This window comes from Trichococcus sp. ES5 (genome assembly GCF_900067165.1).
Classification (GTDB): domain Bacteria; phylum Bacillota; class Bacilli; order Lactobacillales; family Aerococcaceae; genus Trichococcus; species Trichococcus flocculiformis.
In genome coordinates this window covers 54072-69385 of sequence record NZ_FJND01000009.1, presented here as the reverse complement: position 1 = coordinate 69385, position 15314 = coordinate 54072, and the positions used below count along the sequence as shown (strand labels likewise).

The 15314-nt window shown below is 45.8% G+C and carries 13 protein-coding genes; 8 read left to right on the top strand and 5 right to left on the bottom strand.

Annotated elements, in window-relative coordinates; all coding sequences use genetic code 11:
* Window positions 1-5 precede the first annotated feature (5 nt).
* Together TES5_RS08625 and TES5_RS08620 are read right to left on the bottom strand one after the other, a co-directional pair.
* Window positions 6-1277 (bottom strand): glycoside hydrolase family 140 protein, encoded by a 1272-nt coding sequence (locus tag TES5_RS08625; protein WP_068561462.1) that lies wholly within the window; start codon window positions 1275-1277, stop codon window positions 6-8.
* Between the two features lie 151 nt (window positions 1278-1428).
* Window positions 1429-2460 (bottom strand): LacI family DNA-binding transcriptional regulator, encoded by a 1032-nt coding sequence (locus TES5_RS08620; protein WP_068561498.1) that lies wholly within the window; start codon window positions 2458-2460, stop codon window positions 1429-1431.
* Between the two features lie 212 nt (window positions 2461-2672).
* Here TES5_RS08620 and TES5_RS08615 point away from each other — a divergent pair, with 212 nt between their 5' ends.
* The 6 genes from TES5_RS08615 to TES5_RS08590 all read left to right on the top strand — a co-directional run bounded on the left by TES5_RS08615 (window position 2673) and on the right by TES5_RS08590 (window position 9564).
* On the top strand, window positions 2673-4079 hold the full coding sequence (locus TES5_RS08615; protein ID WP_068561461.1) for an L-fucose/L-arabinose isomerase family protein: 1407 nt from the start codon (window positions 2673-2675) through the stop codon (window positions 4077-4079).
* 2 nt (window positions 4080-4081) lie between these two features.
* Entirely contained in the window at window positions 4082-4924 is an 843-nt protein-coding gene (locus TES5_RS08610) for a transketolase (RefSeq protein ID WP_068561460.1), read from the top strand.
* A complete protein-coding gene (locus TES5_RS08605) occupies window positions 4914-5873 on the top strand; it encodes a transketolase family protein (protein ID WP_068561459.1) in 960 nt (319 codons plus the stop codon). The genes TES5_RS08610 and TES5_RS08605 overlap by 11 nt, the downstream gene beginning before the upstream one ends.
* Entirely contained in the window at window positions 5863-7308 is a 1446-nt protein-coding gene (locus tag TES5_RS08600; RefSeq protein ID WP_083546455.1) for an FGGY-family carbohydrate kinase, read from the top strand. Before TES5_RS08605 ends, TES5_RS08600 begins: the two co-directional genes overlap by 11 nt.
* The gene (locus TES5_RS08595) at window positions 7308-8612 is read left to right on the top strand and encodes a PTS sugar transporter subunit IIC (RefSeq protein ID WP_068561458.1); all 1305 of its coding nucleotides are present in this window, start codon (window positions 7308-7310) and stop codon (window positions 8610-8612) included. The genes TES5_RS08600 and TES5_RS08595 overlap by 1 nt, the downstream gene beginning before the upstream one ends.
* Before the next feature lie 100 nt (window positions 8613-8712).
* Window positions 8713-9564, top strand: a complete 852-nt coding sequence (locus TES5_RS08590; RefSeq protein WP_068561457.1) for an alpha/beta hydrolase — start codon at window positions 8713-8715, stop codon at window positions 9562-9564.
* An 85-nt stretch (window positions 9565-9649) separates the two neighbouring features.
* Here TES5_RS08590 and TES5_RS08585 read toward each other — a convergent pair whose 3' ends face one another.
* Window positions 9650-10531 (bottom strand): fumarylacetoacetate hydrolase family protein, encoded by an 882-nt coding sequence (locus TES5_RS08585; protein WP_068561456.1) that lies wholly within the window; start codon window positions 10529-10531, stop codon window positions 9650-9652.
* Between the two features lie 290 nt (window positions 10532-10821).
* On the opposite strand from TES5_RS08585, the gene TES5_RS08580 reads away from it, so the two are divergent.
* The gene (locus tag TES5_RS08580) at window positions 10822-11091 is read left to right on the top strand and encodes an ACT domain-containing protein (protein WP_068561455.1); all 270 of its coding nucleotides are present in this window, start codon (window positions 10822-10824) and stop codon (window positions 11089-11091) included.
* 12 nt (window positions 11092-11103) lie between these two features.
* Window positions 11104-12462: a PFL family protein gene (locus tag TES5_RS08575; RefSeq protein ID WP_068561454.1), complete on the top strand. Its 1359-nt coding sequence runs from the start codon at window positions 11104-11106 to the stop codon at window positions 12460-12462.
* 318 nt (window positions 12463-12780) lie between these two features.
* Here TES5_RS08575 and TES5_RS08570 read toward each other — a convergent pair whose 3' ends face one another.
* Together TES5_RS08570 and TES5_RS08565 are read right to left on the bottom strand one after the other, a co-directional pair.
* Window positions 12781-14121, bottom strand: coding sequence for an APC family permease (locus tag TES5_RS08570; RefSeq protein WP_068561453.1), 1341 nt, complete (start codon window positions 14119-14121; stop codon window positions 12781-12783).
* A gap of 142 nt (window positions 14122-14263) precedes the next feature.
* Complete coding sequence (locus tag TES5_RS08565; RefSeq protein WP_068561452.1) at window positions 14264-15136, bottom strand: cation diffusion facilitator family transporter; 873 nt, start codon at window positions 15134-15136, stop codon at window positions 14264-14266.
* Between the last annotated feature and the right edge of the window lie 178 nt (window positions 15137-15314).

Below are 15314 nucleotides of genomic sequence, written 5' to 3'. Positions count from 1 at the left end.
GTGGACTATATTTTTTCGATAATATAGAGAGCGTCCCGGACGCCAGTATGCATTTCAATGCTGTCTTCCGTGAAGTCCACGGTCATTTCGAGTCTTTTTTCCAAATCTATGGCTTTCAGAGTGAACGAATCTTTGGCCAGTTCCAATTTACGGATATCCAAGCGTGTGTTTACAGGCAAGTAAATGACAATCCTCGTGTTAGTTTTTCCTAAGCGTATTTGACCAGTGTTTTTTAGAATAAGATCTATTGGTTCAACATCAAATAATTGATATGTAGCAACCATTTGTTTTAAATATCCAAAATCATCTGCTCCAGGGAAGCGCATCGCATCATTCAAATCATAAGGTTGGTCGAAGCCTTCGCCTTCGACTATGCCGAATCGCTCACCGGTCCTGTGCCAGCTCCAAATTCCGTGTGCACCATAGGTTATGCCTGCACTTGCTCCAGCAAGGATGCTTTGCCATGCCACTCTCCGGCAATCCTCCTGTGTGAATCGACCAAATGAATGCCGGCTGTAGCTGATCTGTTCATAGCAAGGTTCAGTGTTTATGATCGGCAGCTGTATTCCGTTTGCTCTTAATTTCATGGGTATTTCGTATACTTTTTCGGGATATTCTTTGTTATGACCGGACTGATAGCTGAAGAAGTCTGAAGCTTCCAGAAAAACTGCAGGTATTTCATCCAATCGGCCTCTTATGTGAAAAGTAACCAGTGCATCATCATCATATTTTTTTAAAGTTGTCAGTGCGATGTTGTAATATTCAATCGTAGCTTCTGAAGGGAAATCAGTATCGCCGCTGATAAAATAGATGGGGTTAAACTTTTTGTACCTTTGTGCCACATAGGTAACATAAGGTTCTATCTGGTTTTTGTCCATCAGGTTGTTCCGATTCATGGGTTCAGTCCAAGTATCGGGAACATAATTAGCCCAGAGCAGCACAAGTGCAGGAGTTAACTCGTATTTTTCCATGATCGACAGCATTTCTTCGACGCGATCAAAATAGGCAATATTCAATTGCGAATAATCATAGATATAATGATTGGTATCGTCGAGACTTACCAGTTTAAATGGGTCCCTCCTGGTTTGGGTGGAGCTTGCATCCCATTGGCGCAATAAATTTAGCTGAATAACAGTGAATCCTTGGTTTTTTCTGATTCTGCAGTAATTTTCAAATTCAAACAGCTCAGCATTAGTAAACGCACTCCAACAAGTATCCGCCAAGAAAAAGAAATCCCTGCCGTCTTGCTGGAACCGCATTTTATCGATTGTTAGCATCCGAACAACTCCTTGAAAACGTTATTTTGATAATCGAATCCTAACACACAAAGTAAATGCCGTCAATTTAATTTATATAAAATAATCTTTGTTTAGCTCGTTTTGTTTAGTTAAATAGCAAGTGTAAAATCTTTAGATTGTCGAAAAAAGGTCAGACAACGGAGTCTCTTTCGATTAAATTGGTATTGATGAAAGAGTGCATCCCATAATCTTCTTCTTGTCTTTCCAGATTCGCAAGCATTTTTCGCATGGCTTCTTGTGCGATTTTTTGTTTATTGACGCCGATTGTTGTAAGTTCTGGCGTAATCACTTTTGATTCGGGTATGTTATCAAACCCAATTACTGAAATATCCTCCGGAACAGTGATCTTCAGTGCGGACAGCGTTCTGATTAAGCTAATCGCGATATAATCGTTCTCGCAAAAAACAGCTGTTGGTAAGCTGGAATCTGATTGTAAATCAGTGAAATTTTCTATATCTGTTTCGATTTTCATACCATGCATTTGGTAAATGTTTACGTCTTTCGATGAAATGCCATGGGAGTTCATGGCATCAAAGAAGCCGCGTTTCCGCTCGGAGAAGTTATATATCCGCGTTTTTGATTCTGCATATCCAACTTTATGATGACCTTTTTTGATCAGATACTCGGCAGCCTGATAGGCTCCTTGATAGTTATTGATCGAAATGAAATCCAGATTCGATTGGGGAGCGCAGGTATCCAGCACCACCAAATTCTTCTGGATCTTCTGGACTTCTTCAATCTGCTGAAGCGTAAGGTTGGTGCCCAGAAGAAAAATACCGTCGGAAGGCTGTTCGTCCTCGATTCTTTTTAAATCCTCTCGTATCGAATTGGAATCTATCGAGGAAATCAGCAAGGAGAAAGGATAATTTTTCAGTTCATTGGTAAAATATCCGAGCAGTTCGTTAAAAAAGGGCATGTTGTGATAGTTATCTTCAATCAGATCGGTAGCCTTGCAGCCCACGAAACGAATCACATAGTTGGTGGAGTTGGATGGGTTGATGTATTTTTTTTTGATTTTTTTCAGCGGCACGTAATTGTGCTCTTTTGCAATTCTCAAGACAGTCGCTCTCGTCTCTTCACTGACTCCTGGCTTGCCGTTCAACGCGAGTGAAGCTGCCGACTTCGATACGTTGGCTAATCTCGCTATATCCTCAAGTTTCACATTCATACACCTCTGTAAAGTTTATATTTAGTTTAGTTTATGTAAGTGTATCACTTGTTTTGTTGTTAAGCAAAGGTAAAAATGCGTATTTTGCAACATTTTCTATTGACCTTAACTAAACTAGGTGTTATTATCGTCTAAAGAAAGCGATTTATTTATATAAAACAAACGAAATTAAGAATTTTGTTTAGTCAGCAGGAGGAGTGAAAGGAATGGACAAAATTAAAATCGGTTTTGCGCCAACAAGAAGAAATCTGTTCAGCGCAGCGGCAGCAATTGAATATGCAGATTTAACAAGAGAGAAACTGGACGAGTTTGGGATAGATTATGTGGACATCAAAGAAATCAATGAGGATGGCCTTCTGTATGATGATACAGGGCTGGAAAAAATTGCCGAGAAGTTTGCGGCCGAAAAAATTGATGGCTTGTTCCTTGCGAATGAAAATTTCGGAACAGAGTACGAATGCGCAAGATTGGCGAAAAAGTTGAATGTGCCTGTATTGCTTTGGGGCCCTAAAGATGAACATCCTGCAGATGATGGTTCTAGGCTGCGCGATACCCAGTGTGGATTGTTCGCAATCGGAAAAGTACTGCGCCGATTCAAAGTCCCGTTTACCTATGTACGCAATTGTGATTTGGCTGACCCTGCTTTTGAAAGGGGTATTAAAGATTTTGTGAAGGTCTGCAACGTGGTGAAGGTGTTCCGAAATACGCGCATCCTCCAGATTGGGCCGCGGCCTTTTGATTTCTGGTCGACGATGTGCAATGAAGGGGAATTATTGGAACGCTTCAATATTCAATTGTCACCCATTCCCTTGAATGAACTTGTTAAGGAAATCAAAAAAGTCCAAACTGAAGAATCAGATCTGATCCGAGAGAATATCGATCATGTTCATGAGCTTGCAGAAGTACAGATTAAGCCGGACGAATTGAGGATGGTCGTTGCTTTGAAAATAGCCATCCTTAATTTGGCTGAGGCATACGGTTGTAATGCCGGAGTTATTCAATGTTGGACCGCCCTGCAGGATGAAATCGGAATTCTACCATACGCAGCATTGTCTCTGTTACAGGATGAAGGTTTGCCGGTCACTTGCGAAACCGACGTCCATGGAGTCATTTCCCAATTGTTGGTTGAAGCTGCTACATTAGGTGAACATCGCGCCATGTTTGCGGATGTGAACACGCGTCATCCATCGAATGAAAACGGGGAGTTGCTTCAGCACTTGGGCGTTTTCCCACTATCGACTGCAAAAACAAAACCGATTTTGCCGCCGAGACATTTTGTATTCGATTATCCCGGATCTGTCGGGTTTGAAGCAAAAGAAGGCGACTTGACGCTCTGCCGATTTGACGGAGACAACGGCGAATATTCCTTATTGATGGGAAACGCAAAAGTCATCGATGGCCCTTACAACCAAGGGACCTATGTATGGGTGGAGTTCGAAAATCTGAATCGGTTGGAAACCAAGTTAGTGTATGGTCCATACATTCACCATATATCTGCTGTTTATGACAAAGTTGTCCCGGTGCTTTACGAAGCGTGCAAATACATAGGCATTCAGTCTGATTTCTATGATCCGATTGAAGAAGACATTCAAGCATATCTCAGAGGGGAGTAACTATGGACACGACAATAAATGCCTTAGAAATGAAAGCGGTTGACGTCAGGCGGTCTGTACTGACGCTGGTCAAGGAAGGCGAGACCGGGCATACCGGTTCCGACTTATCTTGTACCGACATCCTTGTGGCGCTCTACTATAATATTCTGAACATTGATTCGAAAGATCCGAATGACCCAGACAGGGACCGCTATATTCAAAGCAAAGGACACGCAGCGGAAGTATTATGGGCGATCTTGGCTGACAAAGGCTTCTTTCATGAGAGTGAACTAAGTACTTTTTCCAAATTAGGTTCGAGGCTGATCGGACATCCCAACAATAAAGTGGATGGTGTGGAAATGAATACGGGTTCCCTTGGACATGGTTTGTCCGTATCTGTTGGAATCGCACTTGCCGCAAAAATGGACAAAAAACCTTATCAAACATATACGTTGATGGGCGACGGGGAATTGGCTGAAGGGTCGGTTTGGGAAGGCGCCATGGCGGCAGCGCACTACAAGTTGGATAATCTGACGGCAATCATTGACCGTAACGGCCTACAAATCACAGGCAAATCAGAAGATGTGATGGGGATGGAGTCCTTAAGAGCTAAATTTGAGGCATTCGGTTGGCATGTGATTGATGTCAAAGACGGCAACAGTATGTCTGAACTTGTTGAAGCGTTTGAAGCGCCGACGAAGACAGGCAAGCCGAAATTGATCATCGCCCATACGACGAAAGGCAAAGGAATTTCATTTGCCGAAAATCAGCCGCAATGGCATCACAAGGTTCCGAGCGATAGTGAATTTGCAAAGGCGATGGAAGAATTGGATGTACGGATGGAGGTTCTGGCAAATGAGCGTTGAAAAGAAAAATTCTGTGGCAAACCGGCAAGTCGTCTGTGACGTCCTTGTTGAGTACGCAGGGCAGAACAGGGATTTGGTGGTATTGACGAGTGATTCCCGTGGGTCCGCATCTTTGGCAAATTTTGCCGAAAAACTGCCTGACCAGCTGGTTGAAGTTGGGATTGCTGAGCAGAACATCGTCAGCATAGCTGCGGGACTGGCCCACAGCGGGAAGAGACCTTTTGTGGCATCACCGGCCTGTTTCCTGAGTATGCGTAGCATAGAACAGATTAAAGTCGATGTCGCCTATTCAAATACCAATGTCAAACTTATCGGAATCAGCGGGGGCGTCAGTTATGGCGCGCTGGGGATGAGTCACCACTCTTTGCAAGACATTGCAGTGACACGGGCGATCCCGAATCTGCAGGTGTTGCTTCCAGCAGATCGGTTTGAGACGGAAAAAATGTTCCAGGCATTGGCAACCAGTGATGAACCCGCTTATATCCGCATCGGCAGAAATCCGGTGGAAGATTGCTACGACTCCTCGGACTATAACTTTGAAATCGGTAAGGCGGTTACGTTGCGAAACGGAAATGATATAACCATAGTGGCTACGGGAGAAACTGTGCGGATTGCACTGGATGCATCTGATCAATTAAGGGAGGCCGGAATTGAAGCTAGAGTATTGAACTATCATACGATAAAACCCTTTGATTCCGAAACGCTTCTGCAAGCCGCATCTGAAACAGGGAAAATCATTTCAATCGAAGAACACAGCATATATGGTGGGCTTGGAGGTGCAGTTGCAGAAGTGTTGTCAGAAAAAACAGGAGTATCCCACAAAATCATGGGAATGCCTGACGAACCGGCAATCACTGGGAATGCCAGAGAAATTTTTGATCATTATGGACTGAATTCCCAAGGTGTCAGAAAGTTTGCCTTAGAGATGGTGAAGGAACATGTCAGATAATCGCATACATAAGTTGGTACTCGATCAGAGCACATCAGGCACAAAATTATTATTGGTTGGAATAGAAGAAAATGAAGCTAAAATTTTACGGCGTATGGATAGGAAGCACACACAGATTTTTCCGCAGGATGGTTGGGTGGAGCATGACCCCAGCGAAATTGTCAAAAACACAAAGCAGCTGATCGCTGAAATGCTTGAAGCAACGAATCTTTCCGCGCAGGACATCCGCTCACTCTCGATAACCAACCAACGGGAAACGATAGTAGCCTGGAACAAGAAAACTGGCCAACCGGTTTCGAATGCTTTAGTGTGGCAATGCAACCGCAGCAATGACATCTGCAAACAGCTGATTGAAGCAGGGAAAGAAACTGAAATCCAACGGAAAACAGGCCTGAAAATCGATTCTTATTTTTCCGGCCCGAAGATCAGGTGGTTGTTTGAAAACTCGGATGAGATGCGCAGCCTGGCTGCTTCCGGAGAGCTTGCGATCGGGACGATGGATTCGTGGCTGATCTGGAATTTGACTGATGGGGAAGTGTTTGCGACGGAACCTAGCAATGCCAGTCGTACGTTGTTATACAATATTTATGAAAATACATGGGACTCTGCATTGTGCGACATTTTCCTCGTCCCTCCTGATTCTTTGGCTGAAATCCGGGATTCAAATGATTCGTTCGGTCATTACGAAGGTATTCCCATTCAGGGAGTCATGGCGGATTCCCAAGCAGCTTTGTATGGGCAAAATTGTCTTGGTTTCGGAGACATAAAAGTGACGATGGGAACCGGCTGCTCAGTGATGATGCAGATAGAAGAGCGATCCGATCTAATAAGCGACAATATATTGAAGACCATTGCGTTCACCGATAACGGAGCGACGGATTACGCTTTGGAAGGAATCATCCGTTCCTGCGGAGATACCCTCACTTGGTTATCGAGTGAACTGGCGCTCTTTGGCACAATCGAAGAAGGGATTGAATCAGCGTTCTCAGTGAATGATAATGAAGGAGTTTACTTGGTTCCCGCCCAACTTGGCTTGGCAGCGCCTTTTTGGGATTCCGACATCAGAGCCGCTTTTCTCGGCATGAACAGGAGGACGGGCAAACCGCACTTGATAAGAGCTGGATTTGAAAGCATTTTGTTTCAGATAAGGGCAGTAATCGATGAAATTAAACAGGTTACGTGTTTGGATATTCCGCGGGTAAAAGTAGATGGGGGGGTCACCAAAAACAACAGATTGATGCAGATGTTGGCGGATATTTTAGGCATCACAATCGAGGTCAGTTGTATTGAGGAACTGTCGGCGCTAGGCGTATTGATGCTTACATCCGGTTTTGATATGCAGAAAGAAGGAAAGATTTTTAATCCCAAAAGCAATAATTTGGAACCGCATTATCAGCAATGGCTAGAATACATTAATAAAGTGAGGGATAAATAATGAGTAAATTTGAGACATACAGTGATAAGGCTCTTCAAGTGGCAGCAAAGATCCAAAGCAACAACTATTTAAGAGCGATTTCGAACGGTTTGATGGCAACCTTACCGATAAATATTGTGGGCTCCATTGCCCTGTTATTGGCAGTTCTTCCTGTAGGTTTTTGGCAAAATTTCATCGGTGGAATCGGACTGGTTCCGACCCTTTTTACTGCATATTCTTTAACAGTGGGTGTGATTTCTCTTTATGCATCATTCTTGATCGGTTATCAGTTGGCCGACAATTTGGGCCAGAAACCGATTCCGGCTGGTATCGTTTCCCTGTTCTCATTCCTGATACTGACCCCTATGATTACTCTGGATGATGTTACGACTCTGAATAATAGTAAACTTGGTGCAGCAGGACTGTTTACTGCCATGATCAGTGCCTTGATCTTCTCCAGAATTTATTGCTTCTTTATGGAGAAGAAGATAGGCATCAAGATGCCTGAAAGTGTTCCGCAGTTTGTCAGTGATGTATTCTCTGGTTTGATTCCAGTCCTTATTGCAGCTACAGTTGCCATTCTTTTGAGCTTCTTGTTCGGAAAAACTTCATACGGCTCATTTTCCGATTTCGTGTATTCGATCATTGCCACACCACTTCAAAGCCTATCTTCGAATGTCGGCTCCATGTTACTGATTGTACTTGTACAAATGTCTCTTTGGTTCTTCGGGATCCATGGCTCAAATGTTGTGGCTAGCTTCATCGCAGCGCTGTACTTGCCGATGGACGTGGCAAATATGGATGCGCTAAAGTCCGGGGCTACGAATGCGGAACTCCCAAATATTTTAGGATCTAGCTTTTATAATACCTTTGCTGGTATCGGTGGCGCAGGTGGTACGCTATCATTAATCATTGTCATCCTGCTTTTCTCGAAAGCCAAGCAGGCAAAGGCTGTCGCTAATTTGAGCGCAGTGCCGGGTCTGTTCACCATCAATGAACCGATGATTTTCGGCTTGCCATTGGTTTTGAACCCAATAATGGCCATCCCTTTTATCCTCACACCTTTAGCACAAGTTCTTATTGCTTATCTAGGCATCAGTTCAGGCCTGTTCCCTCGTTTGAGTGGTGTTCAAGTACCTTTCGGCATGCCGATAGGTATCAATGGCTTTCTGGCTGGAGGCTGGAAAATAACCTTATTGCAAATGATATGTGTACTGGTGGGATGTCTGGTCTACTATCCATTCGTGAAATTGTTGGACAAAAAAATGTCGGAGGACTCGGAAGAAGAAGCATTGCAATTCAATGAACAGCCGACCGCCGATTGATTGGGCAGTACTGTGTAAATACAAATTTCATGCGAATCAGGGCCAGTTCACAAGCCTTGATTCGCATTTTCTCAATGTAATTCGGAAGGGGTCAAGAAAGATGAAATATTTTACCAGAAATATAGGGGTGCATACCGGAACAGCTACTTTTTATTTGCATGAACCTACAGCGGAAATTGATATAGAGAGAAAGTATCCGGTAATGGTGGTCGTTCCGGGAGGCGCGTACATGTGGACCTCGGATAGAGAAAGCGAGCCTGTAGCCTTGGAGTTTTTCTCTAAGGATTACCATGTTATGGTGGTGAATTACAGCACGGAGGGGCTGGCAGCTTATCAGGATGTAGCGGCTTTGCCCATAGATCCGACCTCGAAATTCCCAATTCCATTAGTCGAGTTGGCTGAAGCCATTACAGCTCTACGGGAGAATGCTGAGGAGTGGGCAGTGGATACTGATCAAATCAGCGTATTAGGATTTTCTGCAGGCGGCAATCTCGCGGGTTTGTTGGCTGTTTATTGGCATGAGTCATGGTTGGAGGAGTTGGTGAATAAGGACAAGCATCTTTACAGACCGAATCGGGTTATTCTGGCTTATGCACCATTGGATTTTGTAGGTATCCATTTTGAGGAATCAAGCGCAATTAATTTGGCTTTGATGGCAACTCTGACACCTGGGACAGAAGAAAGGAAGAAAGTCTCGCCGATTTACCATGTCTCCAAAGACACGCCGCCAGTATTTTTGTGGCATACAACAGAAGATCCGTTGGTGAGCGTCGAAAATTCATTGAAGATGGCTGTCGCTCTTCAAGAAAAAAATATTCCTTATGAGTTGCATATTTATCAGAAAGGTGTCCATGGCGTTTCGTTGGGCGACAGCCGAACGAGTAGAAAGCCGAATCAATCAAATAAACAGGCAGCCTCATGGGTAGAACTGGTAATGGGTTGGCTAGGCTAGTTTGGAGCAGGTGACTCCAATAAGGTATATGATATCAACAAAATACAGCCACAAAACAGATCAATATCTGCTTTGTGGCTGTATTTTAGCGTGTAAAAGTATTCACCAATGTCCCGATGCCTTCGATGGAAGATTCAATGACATCGCCCGGCTTCAGCCAGACTTGTTCGTCTTCAGGGTAACCGAGGATGACCCCATCCGGTGTGCCGGTGAAGATGATATCGCCGGGCTCCAGCGCAAAGTGCTGGGAAATGTAGGAGACGATCGTCGCGATGCCGAAAATGAGCTGCTTCGTGTTGCTGTTCTGGCGGACTTCGCCGTTCAGTTTCAGGGAAATGTCTAGATTTGTCGGATCGAGCTCATCGGCAGTCACGTAAACGGGACCGAGCGGCGCAAATTTATCCGGGGACTTGCCCAATAGCCATTGCGGAGAGCCTTTTTGCCAGTCGCGCGCAGTCACGTCGTTTCCGATTGTGTAGCCCGCGACATGCTTAAGCGCTTCTTCCGTAGAGACGCAAGAAGCTTTTTTGCCGATCACAGCGACCAGCTCTACCTCGTAATCGACCTTGTCGGTGCCGGCCGGAATCGGGATGCTTTCTTTATGGGCGGCCAAAGCGCTCGTGAATTTGCTGAAGACAAGCGGTTTTTTCGGGGCTTCACTTTTCGTTTCCGCGACATGGGCGGCATAGTTCTTGCCGATGCAGAGGATTTTGCCCGGACGGGAAAGGACGGGCAGGAATGTGACCTCATCCAAGGAAACATAGTAGACTGGATCCGTCAGCGTGTCCGCTTGTGCCAGAATGGCGTCCAGTTGGGCTGCTTGCTCCGGGTCCTTCAATACGTCATCTATATAGGAAGGAACAGGCAAGGATAAAGCTGCAGCCGCTTTAGCTGCGTTCAGGAAACCGTGCTCGGTCTTGATGCCGATGCGGCTTTGGCCATCTTCTGAAAAATGAATCAATTGCATTGGAAAACCCCCTTGAGATTGGATTAGAATTTGCTTATATCCAGTGTAACAATTATTCCCAAAAAGCGATAGATTTAATATGGATTCTGAAATAATTTTCGTGTTTAGGGAAAGAACACAGAAAAATCCGATTAGAGAGCGGTTATTGTTTTCCGTTTCCCCAAAAAACAGTGGTCATTCCCTTTAGATGTGATAGAATAGGAAACATAAAATTTTAATTGGATTTTCATGTTGGTTTAAAATGGTATAATAGACTCGACAAAAAATTAAAGAAGCAGGGGCGAAAAAAGATGAGAGCAATCATGACCGTAACAGGTAAAGACCATACTGGGATCGTAGCAAGCGTATCGGTGGAATTGGCGCGTCTGGGCGTAAATATCCTGGATATTTCACAGACGATTATGGATGAGTACTTCACCATGATTTTGATGGTTGAATTGAACGAGGCGAATAATTCGGTCAAAGAAGTCAAAGAAGCGATGAAAAAAGTTGAAGAAGAACAAGGCTTGGTCATCCGTTTACAGGCAGAAGACACATTCCATGCAATGCATCGGATCTAGGGGGACATTTGAATGTTAAGAACTGACAATATCTTGGACACCATCCGCATGTTCGAAGAGGACAATCTGGATATCCGTACCATCACCATGGGGATCTCTTTATTGGACTGCATCGACAGCGATGGTGAAAAAGCTCGTGAAAGAATATACAAAAAAATCACCACTAAAGCGAAGAACTTGGTCAGCGTAGCACAGGAAATCGAAGATACGTACGGCGTTCCGATCACGAACAAACGGATTTCGGTCACGCCGATTGCCTTGATTGCCGGCGCAAGCGATGACACGGACTATGTAGCCTACGCAAAAACCTTGGATGCGGCGGCGAAGGAAGTCGGCGTCGACTTCATCGGCGGCTTTTCGGCTCTAGTTGAAAAAGGCTACAACAAAGGCGACAAGATATTGATCGACTCGATTCCGGAAGCTTTAGCAGTGACGGACAAGGTCTGCAGCAGCGTGAACATCGGATCCACTAAAGCGGGCATCAACATGGATGCTGTCAAATTGATGGGCGAAATCGTTCTTGCTACAGCGGAAAAAACAGCGGACAGAAACGGCTTCGGTTGCGCAAAACTGGTTGTTTTTGCAAACTCCGTAAGTGATAATCCATTCATGGCCGGCGCTTACCATGGTATCGAAGAAGCGGATTGCGAAATTCATGTCGGCATTTCCGGACCTGGTGTCGTCAAACGTGCTTTGGAAAAAGTGAAAGGCGAACCGATGGATATCGTTGCCGACACAATCAAAAAAGCGGCGTTCCAAATCACCCGAATGGGGCAATTGGTCGGGAATATCGCATCGCAAAAATTGGGCGTGCCATTCGGTATCGTCGACTTGGCTTTGGCCCCGACTCCTGCAGTCGGCGACTCGGTAGGGGAAATCCTTGAAGAGTTTGGGTTGGGCGTAGTCGGTACCCATGGAACGGTTGCTGCTTTGGCTGTACTGAATGACGCAGTCAAAAAAGGCGGCGTAATGGCTTGCAGTCACGTTGGTGGCTTATCCGGCTCGTTCATCCCAGTATCTGAGGATCATCGCATGATCGAAGCGGCTGCTGCCAACCAAATCTCGTTGGATATGTTGTTGGCGATGACGGCTATCTGTTCGGTTGGGTTGGATATGATCGCAATCCCTGGCAATACGCCGGCGACAACGATCGCGGCGATGATCGCGGATGAAGCGGCCATCGGGGTCCAAAACAACAAAACCACAGCTGTCCGCGTGATTCCGGCAATCGGCTGTGGTGTGGGTGATTTTGTTGAATTCGGTGGTTTGCTCGGACGCGCTCCCGTACAACCTGTCCATGAAGAAAGTTCGGCTGACTTCATCAACCGCGGTGGACGTAGCCCTGCACCGATCCACTCATTCAAAAACTAAATGTCAGTCAAAAAAATGGAGTTGTCCCTTCGCGGGACGGCTCCATTTTTTTTGAGTGCGACCGAAGGACGTGAGCGTGAGCTCCGGTGAGGGGAGGTTTCCCCGGAGTTCGGCCAACATTTAGTCTGCATCCTCCTGCGAGCAAGGCTTCGCAGGAGGACATCGTGGGGATTGTCTCTCTTCTCCGGGGAGCGGCACCTTGGCCGGAGCTGGGTGTTCGATTCCGGCACACTCCTTTGGCGGCAACCAGGAACGGATACTGTCCAGACATAAAAAAACGAAGAAGGGCTGCCCGGCATGAGCAGCCCTTCATTAATGTTATACCGTAATTTTTTTCTCGTAGTATTTATATCCGATGAAGCAAACCACGAAGCAGAACAGGATGAAAACCGGCACATAAGTCGGATTGGACACGATGCCGCCGATCAGAATGATGGCGGAGCCCATGATCGCGAATACCGGCATGATCCAACCGAAGAAAGGACTGGTGATGACCCCTTCTTTTTTCATGCTGATGACTTTCAGATAAAGGATGACATAGGTCAGATAACTGAAGACAATCGCGATTTCGCTGACATCTCCGCCCCCCATAATACCGGATTTTTGGGTCAGATAGTGCAACACCATCCACACAAAAGCAATTGCAAAAGCAATCTGTGCAGCAACCGGGGACAGTTGACTTTTTGGATCAATCTGTTTCACCTTCGCGCTGTTGGGCAACATATTTTTCTCAGCGAGCGCCTGCGGCAAACGCAGGATACCCATGATTACGCCATTCGTTACACCCAAGATCGCGATCAATACAAACGAAAGAATGATGCTGCCGCCGCGTTCGCCCAACAAGGAAATGCCCACTGTTGTAGTGGCTTCATCCCCCATCGCCAAGATGTACTCGGGGCCGGCGATGGATACCAGTCCGCTGAAGTAGGTCAAGTAGATGGCCAAAACCAGCAAGGGTCCGATGGTCAAAGCCATTGGCATCGTCCGTTTGGCATTTTTCACTTCATGCGTGATGTTTGTCGCGATAGTCCAGCCGTCGTAGGAGAAGGCCATAGGTGCCAATGCAGCAAGCCAACCCCAACCGACATTCGTGATCGGAACAGCCAATTCAGGAGGAACGATCGGAGCAGGCTCTTTCCAGAAAATACCTACAAAGGCGATGGCGATCAGCGGAATCAGTTTCATGATGGTGGCGAGATTCTGGAAGTAGCCACCCAATCTGAGCGAGAAATAGTTCAACAAGAAGAAGAACGCCATATAGCCTGTTCCGATCAGTGTTTGTGTTTCCAATGTGTTCGGCAGACCCAACAGCATGCAGGTGTAGATGCCGGATACCCAGCTCACGACGACGGTGATCGTTGGCAGGTAAACGAACAATTGGAACCAGCCGAACGCGCTTGCTGCTTTGTCGGAGATGAACTCCTCGAAATAAGCGACGACGCCGCCGTTTTTTTCGGTCCGGTTAGCCAGTTGCGTCAAGGTGATGCTCCCGAAAATGATGCTGAATGCACCGATACAGAAAACCAAAATCCCTAATGCTACGTTCCCACCGGTCGCTCCCAAAATGTCATCAGCTTTGAAAAAGATTCCTGATCCGACGCAGATGCCGACAATCATGGATACTGCAGTAAATAAGCCGTAATGTTTCTCTTCTTTCATAAGTCACTCCCAATAGATGTATTTTTTCCCAAAAAAAAAGACGGACAGATCTGGATGGCAGCTGTGTCCGCCAAAATAATCTGTATAAATCCGTCTGCTATTATACCATCAAAATGATGGCAAGCCTATCAAACTTATAACATCAGTGCGTCAGTGGTTCTACATGGACATCTGTTTCAAAAACATTGAATACCGTGCGCAAGCAATCTTCGACTGCTTCCGTGATTTCGTGGCTGCGCAACACTGTCAGCTCCGCATCCAGCAGAATGGTCACATCAACATAGACATTTGCACCATAGCTGCGTGCGGCGATGGACGTCACTTGTTGGACATCAGGAATGTCGAGGATAGCCTGTCGGTATTCAGCCAAATGATTTGTTTCGAAACCGTCGGAAAGGGAGAAGGCACTTTCGCGGAAAATATCGATTGCAGTCTTGATGATGACGATGCCTACGAAGACTGCCATGACACCGTCCAACCAGTACAGCCCGAAAATGGAGCCAAAAATAGCGATGGCCGTTGCAAAGCTGGTAAGGGCATCACTCAGGTTATCTTTCGCGGAAGCGGCCAAGCCCAGACTGTTGATGCGGTTCGCGAGCCGGTTATTGAATATGTAGACTCCAATCATGATAACCCCTGCGATCAAGGCAGTGATACCCGACAGCACATCGGGAGTAGTAAACTCTCCACTGGTCAGTTTTGAAAAGCTTGAGAACAGAACCTGTAGGCCGACCAGAAGCATAAGCAAGGAAGTGGCGAGACTTGCGATCGTCTCTGCCTTCCAATGACCATAAGGATGTTCCTCATCAGCTGGTCGACGAGCGATACGCAGGCCAATCATGATAGCGACCGTGGAAATGACATCAGTAAAATTATTCAATCCATCGGCACTCAGCGCAGCTGATCCGAAGGCATTCCCGATGAAGAGTTTTGCGAAAGAGAGGGTAACATACGCAACCATGCTGAGCCGTGCGCCCTGTTCCGCCAATTTTAAGTCCTTATATCTTTCTTTCATCGTGTCCTACTCCATTTCCTTTGAATTCATCCGGGTGTTCTTTTGCATTTTCTGAAATTGAGACAATAGAAGGATTCTACTATATTTCAGTTTGGTTGTCATCCAAAATGAATGGAAATACTGTCTACCTCCCGTTGAATAGGGACAGAAACCGGTACAACAAGGCACTGGCCCAGGC